Origin of the sequence: Streptomyces sp. 130 (assembly GCF_007096885.1) — a bacterium.
Taxonomy (GTDB): Bacteria; Actinomycetota; Actinomycetes; order Streptomycetales; family Streptomycetaceae; genus Streptomyces.
Map to the genome: position 1 here is coordinate 43,411 of NZ_VJNO01000019.1, position 20,904 is coordinate 64,314.

16 protein-coding genes are annotated in these 20,904 nt (G+C 74.8%); 6 read left to right on the top strand and 10 right to left on the bottom strand.

Annotation, left to right across the window (positions count from 1 at the left end):
• The first annotated feature begins 19 nt into the window (after nt 1-19).
• Nucleotides 20-1,333, top strand: a complete 1,314-nt coding sequence (locus FKN01_RS17945) for an MFS transporter (RefSeq protein WP_143621785.1) — start codon at nt 20-22, stop codon at nt 1,331-1,333.
• Here the strand turns inward: FKN01_RS17945 and FKN01_RS17950 are convergent.
• Nucleotides 1,295-2,140: a spermidine synthase gene (locus FKN01_RS17950; RefSeq protein ID WP_143621786.1), complete on the bottom strand. Its 846-nt coding sequence runs from the start codon at nt 2,138-2,140 to the stop codon at nt 1,295-1,297. The genes FKN01_RS17945 and FKN01_RS17950 overlap by 39 nt on opposite strands.
• Before the next feature lie 96 nt (nt 2,141-2,236).
• The gene (gene tuf / locus FKN01_RS17955; RefSeq protein WP_143621788.1) at nt 2,237-3,406 is read right to left on the bottom strand and encodes an elongation factor Tu; all 1,170 of its coding nucleotides are present in this window, start codon (nt 3,404-3,406) and stop codon (nt 2,237-2,239) included.
• Nucleotides 3,407-3,771: 365 nt separating this feature from the next.
• On the opposite strand from tuf, the gene FKN01_RS17960 reads away from it, so the two are divergent.
• Nucleotides 3,772-4,482, top strand: a complete 711-nt coding sequence (locus tag FKN01_RS17960; protein ID WP_143621790.1) for a TVP38/TMEM64 family protein — start codon at nt 3,772-3,774, stop codon at nt 4,480-4,482.
• A 184-nt stretch (nt 4,483-4,666) separates the two neighbouring features.
• A complete protein-coding gene (locus FKN01_RS17965; protein ID WP_143621792.1) occupies nt 4,667-5,539 on the top strand; it encodes an undecaprenyl-diphosphate phosphatase in 873 nt (290 codons plus the stop codon).
• A gap of 44 nt (nt 5,540-5,583) precedes the next feature.
• Here the strand turns inward: FKN01_RS17965 and FKN01_RS17970 are convergent, their stop codons facing one another.
• A complete protein-coding gene (locus tag FKN01_RS17970) occupies nt 5,584-5,961 on the bottom strand; it encodes a hypothetical protein (protein ID WP_185992884.1) in 378 nt (125 codons plus the stop codon).
• A gap of 151 nt (nt 5,962-6,112) precedes the next feature.
• Here FKN01_RS17970 and FKN01_RS17975 point away from each other — a divergent pair, with 151 nt between their 5' ends.
• Nucleotides 6,113-6,979 (top strand): universal stress protein, encoded by an 867-nt coding sequence (locus tag FKN01_RS17975; protein ID WP_143621794.1) that lies wholly within the window; start codon nt 6,113-6,115, stop codon nt 6,977-6,979.
• A gap of 92 nt (nt 6,980-7,071) precedes the next feature.
• Nucleotides 7,072-8,652, top strand: coding sequence for an apolipoprotein N-acyltransferase (gene lnt, locus FKN01_RS17980; RefSeq protein WP_143621796.1), 1,581 nt, complete (start codon nt 7,072-7,074; stop codon nt 8,650-8,652).
• Between the two features lie 299 nt (nt 8,653-8,951).
• Here lnt and FKN01_RS17985 read toward each other — a convergent pair whose 3' ends face one another.
• Both FKN01_RS17985 and FKN01_RS17990 read right to left on the bottom strand, forming a co-directional pair.
• Nucleotides 8,952-9,581 carry a TetR/AcrR family transcriptional regulator gene (locus tag FKN01_RS17985; protein ID WP_143621798.1) on the bottom strand — a complete coding sequence of 210 codons (630 nt, stop codon included), beginning with the start codon at nt 9,579-9,581 and terminating at the stop codon, nt 8,952-8,954.
• Between the two features lie 93 nt (nt 9,582-9,674).
• The gene (locus tag FKN01_RS17990; protein WP_143621800.1) at nt 9,675-13,646 is read right to left on the bottom strand and encodes a type I polyketide synthase; all 3,972 of its coding nucleotides are present in this window, start codon (nt 13,644-13,646) and stop codon (nt 9,675-9,677) included.
• Between the two features lie 177 nt (nt 13,647-13,823).
• On the opposite strand from FKN01_RS17990, the gene FKN01_RS17995 reads away from it, so the two are divergent.
• Nucleotides 13,824-14,891, top strand: coding sequence for a helix-turn-helix transcriptional regulator (locus FKN01_RS17995; protein ID WP_143621802.1), 1,068 nt, complete (start codon nt 13,824-13,826; stop codon nt 14,889-14,891).
• Nucleotides 14,892-14,934: 43 nt separating this feature from the next.
• Here FKN01_RS17995 and FKN01_RS18000 read toward each other — a convergent pair whose 3' ends face one another.
• The 5 genes from FKN01_RS18000 to FKN01_RS18020 all read right to left on the bottom strand — a co-directional run bounded on the left by FKN01_RS18000 (nt 14,935) and on the right by FKN01_RS18020 (nt 20,889).
• Nucleotides 14,935-16,533: an FAD-dependent monooxygenase gene (locus tag FKN01_RS18000; protein ID WP_185992885.1), complete on the bottom strand. Its 1,599-nt coding sequence runs from the start codon at nt 16,531-16,533 to the stop codon at nt 14,935-14,937.
• Between the two features lie 47 nt (nt 16,534-16,580).
• Nucleotides 16,581-17,627, bottom strand: coding sequence for an NAD(P)-dependent alcohol dehydrogenase (locus tag FKN01_RS18005; RefSeq protein ID WP_143621805.1), 1,047 nt, complete (start codon nt 17,625-17,627; stop codon nt 16,581-16,583).
• A 200-nt stretch (nt 17,628-17,827) separates the two neighbouring features.
• Nucleotides 17,828-19,225, bottom strand: coding sequence for an MFS transporter (locus tag FKN01_RS18010; RefSeq protein ID WP_143621807.1), 1,398 nt, complete (start codon nt 19,223-19,225; stop codon nt 17,828-17,830).
• 72 nt (nt 19,226-19,297) lie between these two features.
• Nucleotides 19,298-19,774: an allene oxide cyclase barrel-like domain-containing protein gene (locus tag FKN01_RS18015; RefSeq protein WP_143621809.1), complete on the bottom strand. Its 477-nt coding sequence runs from the start codon at nt 19,772-19,774 to the stop codon at nt 19,298-19,300.
• A 62-nt stretch (nt 19,775-19,836) separates the two neighbouring features.
• A complete protein-coding gene (locus FKN01_RS18020; RefSeq protein WP_143621811.1) occupies nt 19,837-20,889 on the bottom strand; it encodes an AMP-binding protein in 1,053 nt (350 codons plus the stop codon).
• Nucleotides 20,890-20,904 lie beyond the last annotated feature (15 nt).

The following is a 20,904-nucleotide window of genomic DNA, read 5'->3' on the forward strand; positions in this document are numbered from 1 at the left end:
CGGCCGCGATAGTCCCTGGGTGACCGAAGCAGCCGCCCCCGCCCCCCGCACCACCCGACCCGTCCCGGCGGGCCGCAACTACCGGCTGCTGACCGCCGCCTCGATCATCACCGCCCTGGGCACCCACGGCGCCCTGATCGCGGCGGCGTTCGCGGTTCTCCAGGCGGGCGGCGACGGCGGTGACGTCGGTCTCGTCGCCGCCGCCAGGACCGTGCCGCTGGTGCTGTTCCTGCTCATCGGCGGGGCGATCGCCGACCGGGTGCCGCGCCACCGGGTGATGGTCGCGGCCAACACCCTCAACTGCGTCTCGCAGGGGCTCTTCGCCCTGCTGGTCCTGGCCGGTGAGCCGAAGCTGTGGCAGATGATGCTGCTCACCGCGCTCTGCGGCACCGGCCAGGCGTTCTTCAGCCCGGCCGCCGAGGGCATGCTGATGTCGAGCGTCAGCGGCGAGCAGGCGAGCCGCGCCTTCGCGCTCTTCCGGATGTCCACCCAGGGCGCCGCGATCGGCGGTGCGGCCCTCGGCGGCGCCATGATCGCGGCGATGGACCCCGGCTGGGTGCTGGCCGTGGACGCGGCGGCCTTCGCGGTCGCGGGAGCCCTGCGCGCCTTCCTCGACGTCAGCCACATCCCGGCCCGTGAGCCCGGCGGCGGGCTGCTCGCGGACCTGCGGGACGGCTGGCAGGAGTTCACCGGCCGCCCGTGGCTCTGGTCCATCGTCGCCCAGTTCTCCGTGGTGGTCGCCGCCGTCGGGGCCGCCGAGGCGGTCTACGGGCCGCTGGTCGCCCGCGACGAGCTGGGCGGCGCCCGGCCCTGGGGCTTCGCGCTCGCCGCGTTCGGCGTCGGCAACCTCGCCGGGGCGCTGCTGATGATGCGGTGGAAGCCGCGCCGGCTGCTGCTGGCCGGCACGCTCTGCGTCTTCCCGCTGGCCCTCCCGTCGGCCGGGCTCGCCGTGCCGCTGTCGGCGACCTGGCTCTGCCTGGTCATGCTCGTCAGCGGTACGGCGATCGAGGTGTTCGGCGTCTCCTGGATGACGGCCATGCACCAGGAGATCCCGGAGGAGAAGCTGTCGCGCGTCTCGGCCTACGACTGGTTCGGCTCGGTGGCCATGGTGCCGGTCGCCACCGCGCTCGCCGGACCGGTCGAGTCCCTGGTCGGGCGCTCCCAGGCGCTGTGGGGGTGCGCGGGCCTGGTCGTCCTCGTCACGGGGCTGGTGCTGCTCGTTCCGGATGTACGCAATCTGACCCGCCGCACCGAGTCGGTCGAGGTGGCCGCCGCCCCGCCCGTGCCGCCCGCCTCAGCCGACGCGGAAGGCGCCGTCGGGCGGCTGGGGTGACGCCACCGCGTCCTCGTCCGCGACCGGCCGGGCCCCGTTGACGAACGCGGCCAGCGACTCCCCGTGCTCCACCCGCGCCGGGAACGCGTCCGCCGCGCACCGGCGGGCCAGGGCCGCCGTGTCGAACGGGACGCGGGAGGCGACGAGGACCACGTTGCCGAAGCGGCGCCCGCGCAGCACGCCCGGCTCCGCGATCAGCGCCAGCTCGGCGAAGACCGCCGCGAAGGTGGCCAGCTGCGGGCGCAGGAAGCCGAACGGCGGCCCGTCGGCCAGGTTCGCGGCGTAGATCCCGCCCGGGCGCAGCGCCCGCGCCGCCGCCCTGGCGTAGGGGACCGAGGTGAGGTGGGCGGGGACCCGGGAGCCGCCGAAGACGTCCGCGATCAGCAGGTCCACGGAGCCCGGGGCGGTCCCCTCCAGCCGGGCGCGGGCGTCCGCCGCGTGCACGGTGATCCCGCAGTCCGCGGGCAGCGGCAGGTGCTCCGCGACGAGGCCGAGCAGCCCGCGGTCCGCGTCCGCGACCTCCTGCCGGGAGCCGGGGCGGGTGGCCGCGACGTACCGGGGCAGGGTGAGGCCGCCGCCTCCCAGGTGCAGGACGTCCAGCGGCTCGCCCGGGTCCGCCGCGCAGTCCACGACATGGCCGAGCCGGCGGGCGTACTCGAACTCCAGGTGCTCCGGCGCGTCGAGGTCGACGTAGGACTGCGGGGCGCCGTCGACCGTCAGCAGCCAGGCCCGTTCCCGGTCCACGTCGGGGAGGAGGCGGGCGGTGCCGTGGTCCACGTCCCGGATGACGGGTATCGACTCGTTCACTCCCCCATTGTGGGGCGGGCCCGCCCCCGCCGGAAAACGGGGTGGGCCCGCCCCCGCCGGGAAACGGGGAGGCGGGCCCGCGGTCGTGCGCGCGGCTCAGAGCAGCTCCGTGACCGTGCCCGCGCCGACCGTGCGGCCGCCCTCGCGGATCGCGAAGCCGAGGCCCGGCTCCAGCGGGACGTCCCGGCCCAGCTCGACGGTCATGGTGACCGTGTCGCCGGGCCGCGCGACCGCCGCCCCGCCGAGGTCGACGTCGCCGACCACGTCGGCCGTGCGGATGTAGAACTGCGGCCGGTATCCGGTGGTGACCGGGGTGGTGCGGCCGCCCTCCCGCCCCGACAGGACGTACACCCGCGCGGTGAAGCGCCGGCTCGGGGTGACGCTGCCCGGCGCCGCGACGACGTGGCCGCGGCGCACCCGGTCGCGGTCGACGCCGCGCAGGAGCACCGCGACGTTGTCGCCGGCCTCGGCGGACTCCATCGGCTTGCCGAAGGTCTCCAGGCCGGTGACGACCGTCTCGATGTCCGGGCCGAGCACCGACACCCGGTCGCCGACGCGGACCGTGCCGCGCTCCACGGCGCCGGTGACGACCGTGCCCCGGCCGGTGATGGTCAGGACGTTCTCCACCGGCAGCAGGAACGGCGCGTCGGTGTAGCGCACGGGCATCGGTACGTAGGTGTCGACGGCGTCGAGCAGCGCCTCCACGGCCCCCGTCCAGCGCGGGTCGCCCTCCAGCGCCCGCAGCCCCGACACCCGTACGACGGGCACCGTGTCACCGCCGTAGCCGTGCGCGGACAGCAGCTCGCGCACCTCCAGCTCGACCAGGTCGGTCAGCTCGGGGTCGCCGGCGTCCGCCTTGTTGAGCGCCACCACGATGTGGTCGACGCCCACCTGGCGGGCGAGCAGGACGTGCTCGGCGGTCTGCGGCATGATCCCGTCGACCGCGGAGACGACGAGGATCGCCCCGTCGAGCTGGGCGGCCCCGGTGACCATGTTCTTGATGTAGTCGGCGTGGCCGGGCATGTCGATGTGCGCGTAGTGGCGGGTGCCGGTCTCGTACTCGACGTGCGCGATGTTGATGGTGATGCCGCGCTGGGCCTCCTCGGGCGCACGGTCGATGCGGTCGAAGGGGACGAAGGTGCCGGTGCCGCGGTCGCTGAGCACCTTGGTGATGGCGGCGGTCAGGGTCGTCTTGCCGTGGTCGACGTGGCCCATGGTGCCGATGTTGAGATGCGGCTTGGTGCGCACGTATGCCGTCTTGGGCATGGGTTCATTCCTTGGGATGCAAAGCGTGACGTGAGGACCCCGGGGTCCGGCCGACCCTCCCCTCGCGGGGTCCGCCGGACAGTCGGGGGAGGGTCAGCTTCGGGCGCCGCCGAGGGGCGCTGCGGCAGCGGTGACCGCTGCGGCGACGACTGCTGCGAGTGCGCACACGGCAGCCTTCGGCGCGTCCGCGACTGCGGACGGCGCTGCGAGGAAGGCGTACCGGGACATGGCCCGATCATCCCCCACGGTCCGTCGGCCCGTCGAGCGAATTACGGCGGGCCGCACGGGGATTGGGCGCGGGTCGCCGGGCGGCCGGCGCAAACGCATTACGGCGATCACACACCTTTGTCGGTTACGCTCCCCGAATGCTCGACGTCGTCCCCGCCACCCGGCCCGCCCCCGGCCTCGCCGTGCGCTGCGCGCGGGTGCTGCTGTCGCCGTGGTCCCGGCTCTCGCTGCTGGTCGCCGTGCTGGTGGCCGCCGCGACGGCCGTGCTGCTGCTCGAACCGCAGCGGCTGCTGACCTCCGGGAGACTCGGGGAGCTGAGCGGCGGTTCCATGGCGGCGGTGCTCTTCGGACTCGCGTACGGCGTCTGCACGGTGGCGTTCGTGCCGCGTCCGCTGCTGAATCTCGCGGCGGGCGCCCTGTTCGGGGCGCAGGCGGGCCTCGCGGCGGCGATCGGCGGCACGGTGCTGGGCGCGGGGGTCTCCTTCCTGCTGGGCCGGGTCCTGGGCCAGGACGCGTTGCGCACCCTGGTGCGGGGGCGCTGGCTGCGGGCGGCGGACGGGCAGCTGAGCCGGCACGGCTTCCGCTCGATGCTGGCGCTGCGGCTCTTCCCCGGGGTGCCGTTCGCCGCCGCCAACTACTGCGCGGCCGTCTCCCGCATGGGCTATCCGCCCTTCCTGGTGGCGACGGGCCTGGGATCGATCCCGAACACCGCCGCGTATGTGGTGGCGGGGAGCGAGGCGTCGTCGCCGACCTCGCCCGCGTTCCTGGCGGCGATGGGCTTCATCGTGCTCACGGGGGCCGGGGCGGCCGTGGTCGCCTGGCGCCGCCGCCACCGCCTGGGCGGCTGACGGCGACGGGGCGGGGCGCGCGGGGGTTGTCGCCGGGCGTTCACCCGGGGGCGATACGCTGCCCGCGACCGACCGACGAAACGGGGCCCGTCCGGGCCCTGTCCTCGCACGACCGCAATCCGCACGCCTCCGGCGCCCGACGCCGGCGGCCGGCGCACGAGTACCCCGGGATGGCCCAAGCCCCATGAGCTGGTTCGAATCGTTCGTCCTCGGCCTCGTCCAGGGACTGACCGAGTTCCTGCCGATCTCCTCCAGCGCGCACCTGCGGCTCACCGCGGCGTTCGCCGACTGGCAGGACCCGGGCGCGGCCTTCACCGCGATCACCCAGATCGGCACGGAGGCCGCGGTCCTCATCTACTTCCGCAAGGACATCGCCCGGATCGTCTCGGCGTGGTTCAGGTCGCTGACGGACCGTTCGATGCGCGGCGACCACGACGCCAAGATGGGCTGGCTGGTCATCGTCGGCTCGATCCCGATCGGCGTCCTCGGCCTGGCCTTCCAGGACCAGATCGAGGGCCCGTTCCGCGATCTGCGGCTGATCGCCACCACCCTGATCGTGATGGGCATCGTGCTCGGCTTCGCGGACCGGATGGCCGCCCGCGACGAGAAGGGCGGCAGGCACCGGGCCGGCAAGCAGCGCAAGACCCTGCGCGAACTGGGCGTCAAGGACGGCCTCATCTACGGCTGCTGCCAGGCGATGGCCCTCGTCCCCGGCGTCTCGCGGTCCGGCGCCACGATCAGCGGCGGTCTGCTGATGGGCTACACCCGGGAGGCGGCGGCGCGTTACTCGTTCCTGCTGGCGGTCCCGGCGGTGCTCGCCTCGGGCGTCTTCGAGCTGAAGGACGCGGGCGAGGGACACGTCTCGTGGGGCCCGACGATCTTCGCGACGGTGATCGCGTTCGGGGTGGGGTACGCGGTCATCGCCTGGTTCATGAAGTTCATCACGACCAAGAGCTTCATGCCGTTCGTGATCTACCGGATCATCCTGGGCCTGCTGATCTTCGTCCTGGTCGGCACGGACGCGCTGAGCCCGCACGCGGGCGAGTCCGCGGGCTGACGCGGTGTGCCGCCCCCGGCCGTGACCGGGGGCGGCACACCGCGTCAGATCTCCGGGTCTCCGGGGCCCTCGGCGCCGAACTGCTCGGCCCGCAGGGCGAGGTCCTGGAGCACGTCCGCCGAGGTCACGTCCGTCTGCCCGGAGTCGTGGACCTGGGCCAGCATGGCGAACGCCAGGGTGAACGCCCCGACGAGCTGTTCCACCGCACCGCCGACCTCGCGTCCGACGACGACCACCACGTCCTCGACGGTGGCGTCCTCCGGGATGGCGATCCGGGGCATGGTCTCGTTGAGTAGGGCGGTCACCACGGTCGAGTCGGTGTCGGCGTCGTCGCGGTCCGGGTTCTCCTCCAGCAGCCGGCGCATCTCCCCCGCTTCGGTGAGGATGCCGACCACACGCTTCACCACTTCGCTCTGCTCCATACCGCGAGCATAGGCGCAGCCGGACCGGCCCAGAGGGACGACGACGTGCCAGGTCCTGCCGCGCCGGGGCCCGGACGGCCGCCTCCGCCTCGGCACCGGCGCCCGCACCGCCGTAGCGTACGGAACAGGTCAGGACGGCGGAGAGGAACCCATGAGCGGCACCGAGCTTCCCGTGATCGCGGCGGTCGACGGCTCCTCGCACGGCTGGGACGCGCTGGACTGGGCGGCCCGTGAGGCGGTCGTACGGGACTGGCCGCTGCTCATCGTGCACGTCCGGCAGCTGGCCCGGCGCACCGACCAGGAAGTGCGGGAACGGGAGGCGGGTGAGCTGCTGGCCTCGGCCGTGCACCGCGTCGCGCAGGCCGCCCCGGGGCTGCGGCCCACGACGCTCGCGCCGCTCGACTTCCCGTCGGCGGCGCTGGTCTCGCTGAGCCGGGACGCCTCGCTGCTGGTGCTCGGCTCGCGGGGGCTCGGCGGGTTCCGGTCCCTGATGCTGGGGTCCAACAGCCTGGCGACGGCGTCCATGGCGAAGTGCCCCGTGGTGATCGTGCACGGCGGCCGGGACGACGAGGAGCCGGCCCAGGGCGCGGGCGAGGTCTTCCAGGACATCGTCGCCGGGGTGGCCGCCGACGAGAGCAGCGAAGGAGTGCTGGACTTCGCCTTCGGGACGGCGGCGGCACACCCGGGTGCGCGGCTGCGGATCGTGCACGGCTGGACGATGTTCTCGTCCATGCTGTCCGGTGGGCCGGTCTTCGACCGGGACGCGGCGGCGGACGCGGCCGAGCGGTCGCTCGCCGAGCTCACCGCCGGGTGGCGTGCCGCCTATCCGCAGGTCGAGGTGATGAAGGAGCCGGTCAACGGCTCCGCGACACGCACCCTGGTCACCGCCTCCGCGACGGCGTCGCTGACGGTCATCGGGCGGCGGCGGGGCGGTGAGTCGCTGGGCCTCGGGCTGTCCCCGGTGGCGCACACGACGCTCACCCACGCGATGGGCCCGGTGGCCGTGGTCCCCTGCTGACGGCCGGGCCGCGCCCGCTGCCGCACACTGGGCGGGAGACCGGGACCGGACGTCGGACGGACCCGCGGGCGGGCGAGGCGAGGAGATGCGGCATGGACGCGTTGACCGGATGGCGGGGGCGGGGCGTGCGTGTGCTGGACCGGGCCCCGGGGCGCGCGGCTGCCGCTCTGGTGGCCGGTGCGCTGCCGGCGCTCGCCTTCCCCGCGCCCTCGCTGTGGTGGTTCGCCTATGTCTGCCTGGTCCCGCTGCTGTTGCTGGTCCGGTCGGCCGGGACGGGACGCGGGGCGGCGCGCGACGCGTGGCTGGGCGGCACGGGTTACATGATCGCCGTGCACCACTGGCTGATGCCGAGTCTGCACGTGTTCATCGTGGTCCTGGCTGCGCTGCTGGGTCTGCTGTGGGCGCCGTGGGGGGTACTGGCGCACCGGCTGCTGCGGGGCCCGTTGAGCGGGCGGGCGGCGGTCGCGGCGGTGGTCGTGGTGCCGTGCGGCTGGCTGATGATCGAGCTGGTGCGGTCCTGGGAGGCGCTGGGCGGCCCGTGGGGGCTGCTGGGGGCGAGCCAGTGGCAGGTGGGGCCGGCGCTCCGGCTGGCCTCGGTGGGCGGGGTGTGGCTGGTGAGTCTGCTGGTGGTGGCGGTGAACACGGCGGTCACCGTGCTGCTGGTGCACACCGCCGCCCGGGCCGTGGCCGCCGTGTCGCTCCTGGCTGGCGCGCTGGCGGTCGGGGCGGTCTGGGTGTGGTCGCCGCAGCCGGAGCGGACGGGGACGGTCGGGGTGGCCGTGGTGCAGCCCGGGATCGTGGCGGGGCCGGGCAGCGTCCAGCGCAGGTTCGCCCGCGGCGAGGAGCTGACCCGCTCGCTGGCCGGCGAGGGCGTGGACCTGGTGGTGTGGGGCGAGAGCAGCGTCGGCGTCGATCCGGTCCGGCGGCCGGACGTCGCGGCCCGGCTCGCGGCGCTGTCGCGGGCGGTGGGCGCCGGCCTCCTGGTGAACGTGGACGCCCGGCAGACCGACGCGGCGGGGCGCACCGGGATCTTCAAGAGCGCCGTGCTGGTCGGGCCCCGGGGGCTCACCGGGGACCGGTACGACAAGATGCGGCTGGTGCCCTTCGGTGAGTACATCCCGGCCCGGGCGGCGCTGGGCTGGGCGACCTCGATGGGCCGGGCGGCGGGTGAGGACCGGCTGCGCGGCACGGGCCCGGTCACGATGCGGGTGCCCGGCGCGGACGGGCTGCGCATCGGTCCGCTGGTCTGCTTCGAGTCCGCGTTCCCGGACATGAGCCGGCGTCTGGTCCGGGACGGCGCGGGGCTCCTGGTCGCCCAGTCCTCCACCTCGTCCTTCCAGCACGGCTGGGCACCGGCCCAGCACGCCTCGCTCGCCGCGCTGCGGGCGGCGGAGAGCGGCCGCCCGATGGTGCACGCCACCCTCACGGGCGTGAGCGCGGTGTACGGCCCGGGCGGCGAGCCCGCCGGCCCCCGCCTCGGCACGGAGGCCGGCGGCACCGCCGTCTACGGGGTGCCGCTGGCCCGGGGCACGACGCTGTACGTACGGTTCGGCGACTGGGCGCTGTACGGGGCGCTGGGGGTGCTGGCCGTCTTCTGCGCGGCGGAGGGCGTACGGGCCGCGCGCGCCCGGAGGCGTACGCGGCCGGTGGAGACGGCCACGGCTTCTCGTTGATTCCCCCGCGCCGCGTACGCGCGGGGTGGCCGGGACGACGGTGCGGAGAACCACGGACCGGGCGCGCGGCACCGGCGTACCGCCTCCGGATCTCCACCGGCGCGTCCGCTCCGGCCTCCGTCCCGGGCGTCCCGGCGCGTCCGCTCCGGCCTCCGTCCCGGGCGTCCCGGCCCTGACGGACCGCGGACGACGACGCGCTGCCCCGTGCCCCGACCCGTTCGAGGGGCCCGCGTCCGGCGGTCCGGACGCGGGCCCGGCTCCGTTCGCCCTCCCTGGCGGGCCGGGAGCCGTGGCGGTCGTCAGCCGGTGCGGGGGGCGGCCATGCCGTCCAGGAGGAGGCCGAGGATCTGCCGGAGCTCCTCGGCCAGTGAGTCCGTGGCGTCCGACGGCTGCTTGGCCCAGCGGTAGAGGGCACCGAGGTAGACGTCCCGCAGGACGTTCCCGGCGAGGACCGGGGAGAGGGCCGGGGACAGTTCCCCGTGGCGTACGCCGCTGTCGACGATCTCGGCGAAGAACTCGGCGACGTAGGGGTCCTCCAGGATGGGGCGGCCCGCCCGCACCCACGCGGTCAGCATGGAGGTGGTGAGCTGGGGCTCCTCCTGGTTGATGCGGACCAGGACCGCCATGCACCGGTGCAGCCGCGCGACGGAGCCGGGCATGAAGACTCCCTCCTCGTCCAGTCCCGTGACCAGTGCGGTGCGCCTGCGCTCCCCCCACTCGGTGATGATGTCTTCCTTGCGCTGGAAGTAGTTGAAGAAGGTGCCGCGGGCGACGTCCGCGCGTTCCGCGATCTCTTCGATGGAGGTGTGGTCATATCCCTTCTCGACGATGAGTTCGATCGCGGCCGAGTAGAGGCGCTCCCTGACGCGTCGCTTGTTCCGTTCCCGACGGCTGACCTGCGGCGGCGGCTCTGTCGCGCACGAGTCCATTCCGTTCACTCCCGTTTCTGCCGAACTCACCGGACGCGCGGCTCGGCGGCCCCGCGCCGTACCCCCGACATTCTTTTGTACTTGGGTGCAACTTTACTCCGGCACCGGCACGGGGCAACGGCCGGTGCGGCTGTCGTCCGCGCCGAGGGCGGCGCGCAGCTCGGCGAGGCTCTCCGCGCCGAGCAGCCGGCCGGCGCTCAGCTCCGTGCCGTGGACGGTGCGCAGGTGGTGGCGGAGCCGGGCGGCCATGAGGGAGTCCAGGCCGAGTTCGCGCAGGGAAAGCCGTGGGTCCAGGCCGGCCGCGGGCAGGCCCAGCAGCTCGGCCGCGTACGTGAGGAGGGTGTCGGCCGCGCCGCTCGCCGGGGCGCCGGGGGCCGGGGCCGGGTCCGGGGCGCCGCGCTGGGCCGGGACGCGCGGGGCGGGGCGCGGCGGGGTGACGGGCCGGACGCGGCCGGCCGGCCGGGCCGCGCCACCGGCCAGGCGCCGCAGGGCGGTGAGGTACGACAGCGGCCTCCGGGCGGTCCGGGCCGGGCCGAGCCGCCGCAGCCGGATGCCGGTGAAGCGGGCCAGGACCCGGTGGTCCGTCGAGAGCAGCAGGACGTCTGCCGTGATCGTCCCCTTCCCGTCCTGGCGCACCCTGCTCACGCTCCAGAACTCGGCCTCCAGCGGCGCGTGGAACCGCACGGAACCGAAGGAGACGGGGATGTGGGCGGTGTCGTCCGAGCCGGACGCGGCCCGGGGCCGGGCCGCCAGCAGCGTCTGGAGGCCCACCTCCCAGCCCGCCCGGGGCAGCGGGCCCGGCAGCCGGACGCGGGCCACGGCCTCGCCCTCGCGCCGCCACAGGTGCTCCACGCCCGCGAACGGCTCCGGGATGTCGTAGCCGTGGCGCCGCGCCAGCGCGTAGAACTCGTGGGCGGGGAGGTGGTCACGGCAGCGCGCGAGCGCGGCGTCGAGGAGCCCGGCGCCCTCGGGGCCGGGCTCCCCGGCCACCGCCCGGACGGCTCGCCCGGTGGCGCACAGCAGGGGCTCCGGGGCGCCGGGCAGGGACGCCCGCACCGTCACGGCACGGTCGTCGCGGGGGCCTTCCAGAGTCACGCGCAGGGTCGTGCCGGCGGGCGCGTCGACGGGCAGCGGGGTGCCGCCCAGCCGGATGCCGCGCAGCTCGAAGGGGCCGTCGCCGTCGGCCTCCCGTACCGTCTCGCGCAGCGCCTCCAGGAGGACGACCGGCGGCACGCCCGCGACCCCGTGCACGGCGATGCCGCCGTCCCAGTCGGCGGTGCCGCCCCATCCGGCCAGGTCGAACCGCCGCTCCGGTGAGGTCCGCGGCAGGGGGCCGGCGGACGCGCGCCGGTAGGGGGCGGTGTCCCAGGGGTAGGTGGGCAGGGACGGCACGTGCCGGGGGGAGCTGCCGTACCAGCGGTGCCAGTCGACCCGGCCACCGTGCGCGAAGATCCGCCCGGCGGCCCGGACCAGTTCGGCGGGTTCGTCGCAGTCGCGGTGCAGCGAGGCCACCGCCGCGCCGCGGGCCCCCAGGGTCTCCTCCATGGCGGCGAGCAGGACGGGGTGGGGGCCGACCTCGACGAAGACGGTCTCCGCCTCCTCGGCGACCCGGAGTACGGTGCCGGCGAACCGCACCGGGCGGCGCACGTTCTCGGCCCAGTAGGCGGGGGTCAGCGCCGGGCCCTCGACGGGCCGGCCGTACACGGTGGAGACCAGGGCCGTGCCGCAGGGAGCCGGGGCGAGCCCGTCCAGCGCCAGCGGCAGCTTCTCCCGTACGGCGTCCATGTAGGGCGAGTGGGAGGCCACGTTGACCTTGACCGGGCGGCACAGGACGCCGTCCCGCTCCAGCTCGCCGCGCAGCGCGGTCAGGGCGGCGGGGTCGCCCGCGAGGACGGTGCCGGTGGGGGCGTTCTCGACGGCCACGGAGACCCTTTCGCCGTACGTCCCGGCGCGGCGGTGGGCCCGGTCGGCGGGGAGTTCGACGGCGAGCATCGCGCCGCGCCCGGCGGTCTGCTGCATGAGCGTGCTGCGGCGGCAGATCACCGCGGCCGCGTCGTCGAGGGAGAGGGCGCCCGCCGTCCGGGCCGCCGCCACCTCCCCCATGCTGTGCCCCATGCACAGCTCCGGCCGCACGCCGCGCTCCCGCCAGGCGGCGGCCAGCGCCACCTGCAGGGCCCACAGGACGGGCTGTACGACGTCCACGTCGGTGGGCAGGTCGGCGGGGCCGGACAGCAGCCGGTCCAGGACCGACCAGCCGAGTTCGGCGCGGACGGCCCGGTCGCAGGCGTCCAGCGCGGCCCTGAAGGCGGGTGAGGAGCGGTACAGCGCGCGGCCCATGCCGGCCCACTGCGCGCCCTGCCCGGAGAAGACGAACGCCACGCGCCGCCCGCCCGGCGGCACCGCGCCGCCGGTGCCGCCGTCGGGGGTGGCCTCGCCGGCGGCGAGCGCCCGCAGCGCGCGGACCAGGGCGTCGTGGTCCGCGCCCGTGGCCCACAGCCGGTGGGGGTGGGCGTCGCGGCGGGTGGCCGCGGCGGCGCAGACGTCCCGCAGGGGGAGGCGGCGGCCGGCTCCGTCCTCGTCGAGGTAGTCGGCGTACCGGGCGGCCAGACGGCGCAGGGAGCCAGCGGTGCGGGCGCTCAGCACCAGCAGGTGCGGGCCGGTCCCGGCCGGCTCGGGGAGAGGATCGGCGGGGTCGGGGGCGGCCGGCTCGGGGTCGGGCAGGTGCGCGCCGACGACCACGTGGGCGTTGGTGCCGGACAGGCCGAAGGAGCTGACGCCGAGCAGAGCGCGCTCACCGGCCGGGTCCAGGGGCCGGGCGCGGGTGACCACGCGGACCGGGAAGCCGTCCCGGGTGAGCAGCGGGTGCGGTTCACCGAGGTGCAGGGAGGCCGGGACGACGCCGTGCCGGAGGATCAGCACCGCCTTGAGCAGACCGGCGATGCCGGCGGCGGCCTCGGCGTGTCCGATGTTGGTCTTCACCGACCCGGTCAGCAGCGGCCGGTCCCCGGGCCGTCCGGCGCCGGCCGCCTCGGCGAGCGCCTCCAGCTCCACGGCGTCCCCGACCTCGGTGCCGGGGCCGTGGGCCTCCACGTAGTCGAGGTCGCCGGGGGCGACGCCCGCGGCGGCGCACGCGGCGCGCACCATCTCCACCTGGCCCGGGACCGACGGGCGCAGCGGCACCCCGGCGCTCGCGCCGTCGTTGGTGACGGCGCTGCCGAGCAGCACCGCGTGCACGGGGTCGCCGTCGCGCACCGCGTCGTCCAGCCGCTTGAGGACGACCGCGCCCACGCCCTCGCTGCGCACGAAGCCGTCGGCGCGGGCGTCGCCGAACCGGCAGCGGCCCGTGGGCGAGAGCATGCCGCCCTGTGAGTAGCCGATGGCGTCGTGCGGGGACAGGATGACGTTGACGCCCCCGGCCACGCACAGGTCGCTCTCGCCGGTGAGCAGGCTCTGCCGGGCGGCGTGCACGGCGACCAGCGACGAGGAGCAGGCGGTGTCCAGGACGACGCTCGGGCCGCGCAGGTCGAGCGCGTAGGAGATCCGGCCTGCGGTGACGGCGCGCAGGCGGCTGCCGGTCATGGCGCGCACGTCGGGTTCGTCCGGGCGGGGGTCGGTGTCGGCGTACTCGGCGGTCGCCTGCCCCACGAAGACGCCGGTGGTGCTGCCGGCGAGCCGCGTCGGGGGTATGCCGGCCGACTCCAGGGCCTCCCACACGACGTGCAGCAGGAGCCGCTGCTGCGGGTCCATGGCGAGGGCGGCGGCGGGCGGCACGCCGAAGAACTCCCGGTCGAACCCGAACGCGTCGGTGAGGAACCCGCCGTGCCGGGAGACGGTGCGGCCGGCGGTCATGGGGGCGGTGGCGTGGCAGGCGTCGGCGTCGAACCGGTCGCGCGGGACCGGCGTCACCATGTCGGCGCCGGACACCAGGACGTTCCACAGGTCGTCGGTGCTCTCGATCCCGGGGAACCGGCACGCCATGCCGACGATGGCGAGGGGTGTCGTGCTGGACAGCTTCGGGCGCATGGAGGACTCCAGGTCGATGGCTGGACAGACGGGGACGATCAAACCACTGATCACATGAATGCGATCCAAAAATACACCCGGGACCAATTTGCCTCCCGAGTGAGCGGCCGATCATCGGGACGACCACGTACTTACGCATCGAAAAACTTGTACTTGCGTGTACAAGTAGACTCGTGTTTATTGTTGTTTCGCTGTTGCAGCAGATCAGGGGGAAGAGGGATGGACATCGCCCAGATCGTTCCGCTGATGGGAGACGAGGAGCTGGCCGCGTACCAGTTCCTCGTGGCGACCGGCGGGGCCCGGCTGGAGAGACTGGCGAGCAGTCTGGGCTGGAGCCCCGGCCGCACGGAGCGCGTGCTGTCCTGGCTGAGCAGGAACAGACTGGCGCGGCCCCGGCCGGAGGGTCCCGGCGACTGGACCGCCGTCCACCCCGACATGGTCAAGCTCCGGTACGCCGAGCCGCTCACCGGCGTCGTCGAGGCGTGGCAGGCCCAGCTCGAAGAGCTGCGCACACAGCTCGACGCGCTGTCCGGCATGTGCTCCCCGGACCCGGCGGGCGGGTCGCCCAGCCCCGTGGTCACGATCGAGGGCGCGGCCGAGCTGCGTGACGCCCTGGCGGCCACCGCCCGGCGCTGCACCGAGGAGGTCCTCGCCGTGCAGCCCCTCGGGCAGAAGACGCCCGCCCCGGCCCGGGACCTGGTGTGCGGCACGGGCGAACCCGTGCCGCCCGGGGCCGGGGTGCGGGTCCTCCTCCCCCACCTCTCACGCCATGACGCGGACGTGCGGCACCGGGCCGCGCGGATCATCGCGTCGGGCGGCGAGGTCCGCACCACGGCCGCGTCACTGCCGCCGCTGCTGGTGTTCGACCGTACGACCGCCTTCCTCTTCGAGGCCGGGGCCGGTCCCGGGGACGGAGCGGGCGGTGCCGAGGGCGCGGGCACGGGCCGGGCGCACCTGGTGCGGCACGGCGCCCTGGTCGGCTTCATCGTGCACATGGTGGTGAGCGCCTGGGCGACCGGCACCGTCTTCGACCGGTCGGACGGCGGCAACCGCATCCCGGCCAGCCTCACCCGGGAGACGAAGACCGCCATCGTCCAGTTACTGGCCGCCGGCTACAAGGACGAGGTGGTGGCCAGGCGGCTGGGCATCGGGGTGCGGACCTGCCGGAAGTACATCGCCGAACTGTTCGACGACCTCGGCGCGCAGAGCCGGTTCCAGGCCGGCTGGATGGCCCGCGACCGCATGCGCGGCGCCGTAAGGGCCGGGGCGGCGGCCGAGGAGCGTTGAGCGGCGCCGGGCGGGCTCGGCTCCGCCCGGCGCCGCTCGCGGGTCAGCGGTCGAGTACGGCGGTGAGCGCCGCCGTCAGCTCCCCCTCCGGGTCGGCCGCCGAGGCCCTGCCGCGCCAGGCGATGACGCCGTCGGGCCGGACCAGCACCGCGCCCGTGGGCGCCACGCCGTACCGGACGCCCCAGACGCCGTCGCGGTCGGTGAGCCGGTCGCCGATGCGGTGGGCCACGAGGCCGACCCCCAGGCGCTCGGCGGCGCGTTCCGCGGCGGCGGCCCAGTCGGCGGCCTCCGCCCCGGCCAGCAGGACGAACCCGGCGCCGAAGAGGTCGAGCGTGGAGAGCGTCCGGGAGCCGTCGGTGAGTTCGACGTGCGGGGCCCGTCCGCCGGGCCGCCCGGTCGGGTGCCACGGGTCCTCCTGGAGGCTGCCGTCGTCACCGGGCTCGGTGCACACGGCGGCCGAGTGGTACCGGAAGCCGAGGAACTCCCTGGGCGTGGGGACGGGGGCGTCGGGGTCGGCCGGGTTGTAGCTGGCCGGCACCCGGCCCTCGGAGACCTTCGCCAGGGCCAGTTCGCGGTCCAGGGTGATCCGGATCACCGGCCGGCGTTCGGCCTCGTAGGTGTCCAGGAGGCCGGGCCCGGCCTGTCCGCCGAGCACCAGGGCCAGCCGCCAGGACAGGTCGTAGGCGTCCTGGATGGCGAGGTTGCCGCCCTGGCCGCCGTTGGGCGGGCAGGCGTGCGCGGAGTCACCGGCGAGGAAGACGCGGCCCGTCCGGAAGCGGTCGGCCATCTTGTGGTTGATGGGGAAGGACCGGGCGTTGACGAAGGTGACGTCGACCGAGGGATCTCCGATGGCGCGGCGGACCCGCTCCAGGCAGCGTTCCTCGGTGAAGTCCGCCGGGCTCTCGCCGCGTTCGGGAAAGTAGTCGACCCACAGGGTGTGGCGCTCGGAGCCGTCCAGGATGAAGCTGGAGCCGCTGCCGGGCATGCCGATGACCTCGACCGCTCCCTTCTCGACGTACCGCGTCAGATCGGCCTCGAACGTGATGATGTACATGTGCCCGATGACTCCGCCGCCCCGTACGGGGACGCCGAGCATCTCCCTCACGGGGCTGGTGTTGCCGTCGGCCGCCACCACGTAGTCCGCCTCGACGGTGTAGTGGCGGCCGGAGCGCGCCTCGCGGAGCGTCACGGTGGCCTTGTCGCCGTCCTGGGTGAGGGAGACGGCCTCGGTGCCGTGGCGCAGTTCCGCGCCCGCGTCCTCGGCGCAGGCCCGGAGTATTCCCTCGACCTGGGCCTGGGATATCCAGGCGAGCGGCGGCACCGGGGAGAGCGGCTGGGGGTCGGGCCGGCCCTGCGCCGGGTCGAGGAAGCGCCGGCCGGGGTCGGCCAGGCTGTCGCCGTGGCTCATGCGGGGCCAGCGCACTTCGCCGAGGGCCTGCTCCAGGCGCTGCCTGACCCCGGGGAGGGTGTGCAGGAGTTCCTGGGCGCGGGTGTTGAGGCCCCACGCCTTGGGCAGTGGGGCGGCGCCCGGGCGCCGCTCGACCAGCAGGGGGCGTACGCCGCGCGCGGCCAGGCTCAGGGCCGTGGTGAGCCCGGTGTAGGCCCCGCCGACGACGAGGACGGGAACTCGCTGGACTGACACGCGATCTACCTCCGGTGCGATGGTGTGCGGGGTCGGGGGGTACGCCGTCACGGGGCGGTGAGGGTGGCGATGTCGATGACGTAGCGGTAGCGGGCCTCGGCGAGCGTCCGCCACGCGTGCGGGACCCGGGAGGCGGGGATGGTCTCGATCTCGGCGCCGATGCCGTGCGCCGCGCAGAAGTCGAGCGTCTCCCGTGTCTCGCGGACGCTGCCGATGGACGATCCGGTGATCACCCGGCGGGCGTCGAGCAGCGAGAAGGTGTTGTACGAGGCGACCGGGTCGCTGGGGGCGCCGACGTTGACCAGGGTGCCGCCCAGGCCGAGCAGGCCCAGGCAGAGGTCCATGTCGAGGGGTGCCGGGACGGTGTTGAGGAGCAGGTCGAAGTGGCCGCGGAGCGCGGCGAGCTGCCGGTGGTCGCGCAGGTCGGCGAAGCGGGTGGCGCCGAGGCGGTGGGCGTCCGCCGCCTTCTCCGGCGAGCTGCCCAGCAGGGTGACCTCGGCGCCCAGGACGGCGGCGATCCGCACACCGAGGTGTCCGAGGCCGCCCATGCCGAGGACGCCGACGCGGCTTCCCGGGCCGGCCTGCCAGCGGCGCAGCGGTGAGTGGACGGTGACGCCGGCGCAGAGCAGCGGGGCGGCGCGGTCGAGGGGAAGCGCGTCGGGGATGCGCAGGACGAAGTGTTCCGGGACGACGATGGACCGGCTGTAGCCGCCCTGGGTCACCGTGCCGTCGCGGTCGCGGGCCGAGTACGTCTTGACGAAGCCCTCGGCGCAGTACTGCTCCTCGCCCGCCGCGCAGGGGCCGCACTTGCCGCAGGAGCCGACCATGCAGCCGACGCCGACCCGGTCGCCGGGTGCCAGCGAGGTGACGGCGGCGCCGACCTCCGCGACCACGCCGGTGATCTCGTGGCCGGGGACGAGGGGGAAGAGGGTGCCGCCCCAGTCGTCGTGGCCGAAGTGCAGGTCGGTGTGGCAGATGCCGCAGTACCGGATGTCGATGCGGATGTCGTCGTCACGCGGGACGCGCCGTTCGATGGCCGTCACGGTGAAGGGGGCGCCCTTGGCGGGCAGGGTCAGGGCGAGACTGCTGGGCATGACTGATTCCCTTGGACTGGGGGGCAGTTACGGGAAGCGCTCCGGGGCCGCGATGCCGTCCGGGCACGGTTCGCAGCCTGCCCGGGCGGTGGGAGGCGGCGCCACGGTGGCCCGGTGCAGCATGTTGTGCTGCACGTTGCTGCACCGGTCCGTCGCCGTCGTCGGGGCCCGACAGGCAGGAGGGCCTTCGCGGACAGGCCCTAGCCGTCCGCCTCGCCCGTCCGCCGGGGCAGTACGGCGATGGCCAGCACGGCGTTGGCCACCAGCAGAGCAGCCGCGAGGAGGAGGCTCTCGCGCATGCCCGGTACGAAGTCCTCCGCCAGGAGGGCGCCGAAGACGGCGATGCTGAGGGCACCGCCCGCCTGGCGGCTGGTGTTGAGCAGGGCCGCCGCCGTGCCGGCCCGTTCCGCGGCGACGCTGTCGAGCATCAGCGATGTCAGCGCCGGCATGGCGAGGGAGCCGCCGATGCCCAGCGGGATCATCGGCAGGGCGATCAGCCAGCCGGGCGTGTCCGGGCCCACGGCGGCCAGTCCGCAGCACCCGGCGGTGCCGACCAGCAGACCCGCGACGACCACCGCGCGCGGTCCGTACCGCGCGACGGCCTTCGGGGACAGGTAGTTGAAGTTGGCGGTGATCAGCGCCATCGGCACGAACATCAGGCCGGCCGAGAACGCGGACTGCCCCCGCTGGTCCTGGAAGAACAGGCTCAGTACGAACACCCCGCCGTAGAAGGCCGCGTTGCAGGCGAAGCCCGCGACGACCGGTACGGTGACGCACCGCTCCCCGAACAGCCGCAGCGGCAGCATCGGGGCTTTGCTCCGCGCCTCGACGGCCACGAATCCGGCCGCGGCGAACACCGCGGCGCCCGCCGCGGCCGACACCGTGCCGGTGAAGCCGTGGTGGCCGCCCTCGATCACCGCGAACGTCAGCGCGGCCAGCGCCAGCACGGCCAGCATCTGGCCAGGCCAGTCGAAGACCGCCGGGCGGCGCGGCGAGTGCGGCGCCCGCAGCAGCGTCAGGAAGCCCGCGAGCCCGGCCGGCACATTGAGGAAGAACACCGCCCGCCAGGTCCACTCCGTGGTGAGCAGCCCGCCCAGCACGGGCCCCGCGGCGATGGCGACGGCACCGCCCACCGTCCACAGGGCGATGCCGCGCGCCCGTGCCCGCGGGTCGGGAAAGGCGTGCCGGATCAGCGCCAGCGAGGCGGGCACCATCGCCGCCGCCGCGCTGCCCTGCACCACCCGCGCGGCCGTCAGCGCCCCCAGTGAAGGCGCCACCCCGCAGGCCAGGGAGGCGGCGGTGAACACGGCCAGGCCCCAGCCGAAGGCGCGGCGCGCGCCCACCGCGTCGGAGAGCGCCCCGGCGGACAGCATCAGCGCCGCGAACATCAGGGTGTAGCTGTCGGCCACCCACTGGAGGCCGGACAGCGAGCCGCCGAGGTCGTCGCCGACCGCGGGCAGCGCGACGTTCACCCCGGAGACGTCGAGCGTGATCACGAAGAAACCGAGGACGGCGGCGACCAGCGCCGCGGTGGCCGAGCCGGCCGGCTCCGTCCTCGTCGTCCGCTCGGTGCCCGTCCCGAATCGTGTAGTGCTCATCGGCACCGCTCCTCACCGCGCCGTCCCGTGGGACGGGCTGTCGTCACAACTGTTCCGCACGGACGCGGAAGGTCACCGGTCCAGCTCGATGTGGTAGGTCTCCCGCGGGGTCTGGATGTCGTTGCACGTCAGCTCCCCGGAGGCCCCGCGGTAGGCACCGGTCCCGCCGGTGACGGCCATCCGTACCGTGTCCGTGCCCTTGGTCCACAGGGACTGCGCGGTGATCTGCCCCTCCGGCAGCAGCACCGACAGCACACAGCTGGTGGTGATCCGCTCGCCTTCCACCCGGGTCACCTGGCAGGAGCTGCCGTCCTCGCCGACCCGGCGGCCGTCGCGGTAGAGCGTGTCCGCGTAGACGAACTCGTCACCGACGCTGAGCCCGGGGGCGCCGACGTCCGTCTGGTTGACGCCGTCGTTGCCTATGGCCAGGTCGATGACGGTCGGTGAGGGCGTGGCCCGCGCCGTGGTGGCCGGTAAGGCGGCCAGGGCCAGGGTCAGCGCGCCGGCGCCGAGGGCGGCGGCGAACAGGGCTGCGTTCTTGTGCGACATGGGGATCTCCTCCTACGTGTCCGGGGCCGGGGCGCCGCAAGGGGCTGTCCGGCGGAAAGGCCCTAGTAGACGCCCTCGATGAGCTTGCGGCCGTCCGCCTCGGCCACCGGGTGGATGTCCTTCAGGGAGTCCCCGACGCCTCCGGGGCCGGGGACGCGGGTGGCCAGGTCGCGTTCCAGGCTGTTGGGGACGAGCCCGTACCGGGTGAGGTGGTTCATCACCACGGCCCCCTCCGCCCCGTAGGGGACCGGCTCGCCCGTGGCGGGGTCGACCACCCGGTAGAGCACGTAGGGGGCGTAGGAGTCGAAGACCACCTCCCCCGTGCCCTCGGGGCCGGGCCGCTGCACGGTGCCGGAGAGCACGGAGGTGCTGCCGTACGACCCCCGGAACCGGGCCTTCGGGTACAGCTCGGTGGCGAGGTAGTCGAGGGTGTCGGGGTCCATGTGCGCCCCGGTCCAGATGATCAGGCGCACCTTCTCCTGGATCAGGGCGCGCACCGCGGGGCGTTCGGACATCCGGGTCAGCAGCGGGGGCGTGGTGATCAGGAAGGCGATGTCCTGGGAACGCAGGACCAGTTCGGCCTGGTCGACGAGGTGGTCGACGTAGGCGGCGGCGCCGGCGGTGTCGCCCTCGGCCAACAGCCGTTTCACCCAGCGCGGGTCCAGGTCGACGGCGAAGCGGATGCCGTTCCTGGCCCGCGCGATCCGCCGGGAGTACTCGCCGAGCATGTGCGGGCCGCTGGGCGCCACGGCCAGCGCGTGCCCCGTGCCGTCGTCGGGGTAGTGGCGGTTCTCCCAGTCCATGTACTGCTCGAACCAGCTCTCGAACATCACGAAGCGTTTGGGCGCCCCGGTGGTGCCGCCGCTCTCGTACACGGCGCACACCTCCTCCGTGGCGTCCAGGCCCCGGGGGACGAGGTCCTCGACCGGCACGTCCCGGAGTTCGTCGATCAGGTTGGGGAACCTCAGGAGGTCGTCGACGCCCCTTACGTCCTCCAGCGGGTCGAAGCCGAGCCGGCCGCGGCGCTCCACCCAGTAGCGGGAGCCCGTCGCCGGATCGAAGTGCCAGCGCATCATCGCCCTGACGTGCGCGTCGGCTTGTTCCTGGGGGTTCATGGCGGATCACCGCGC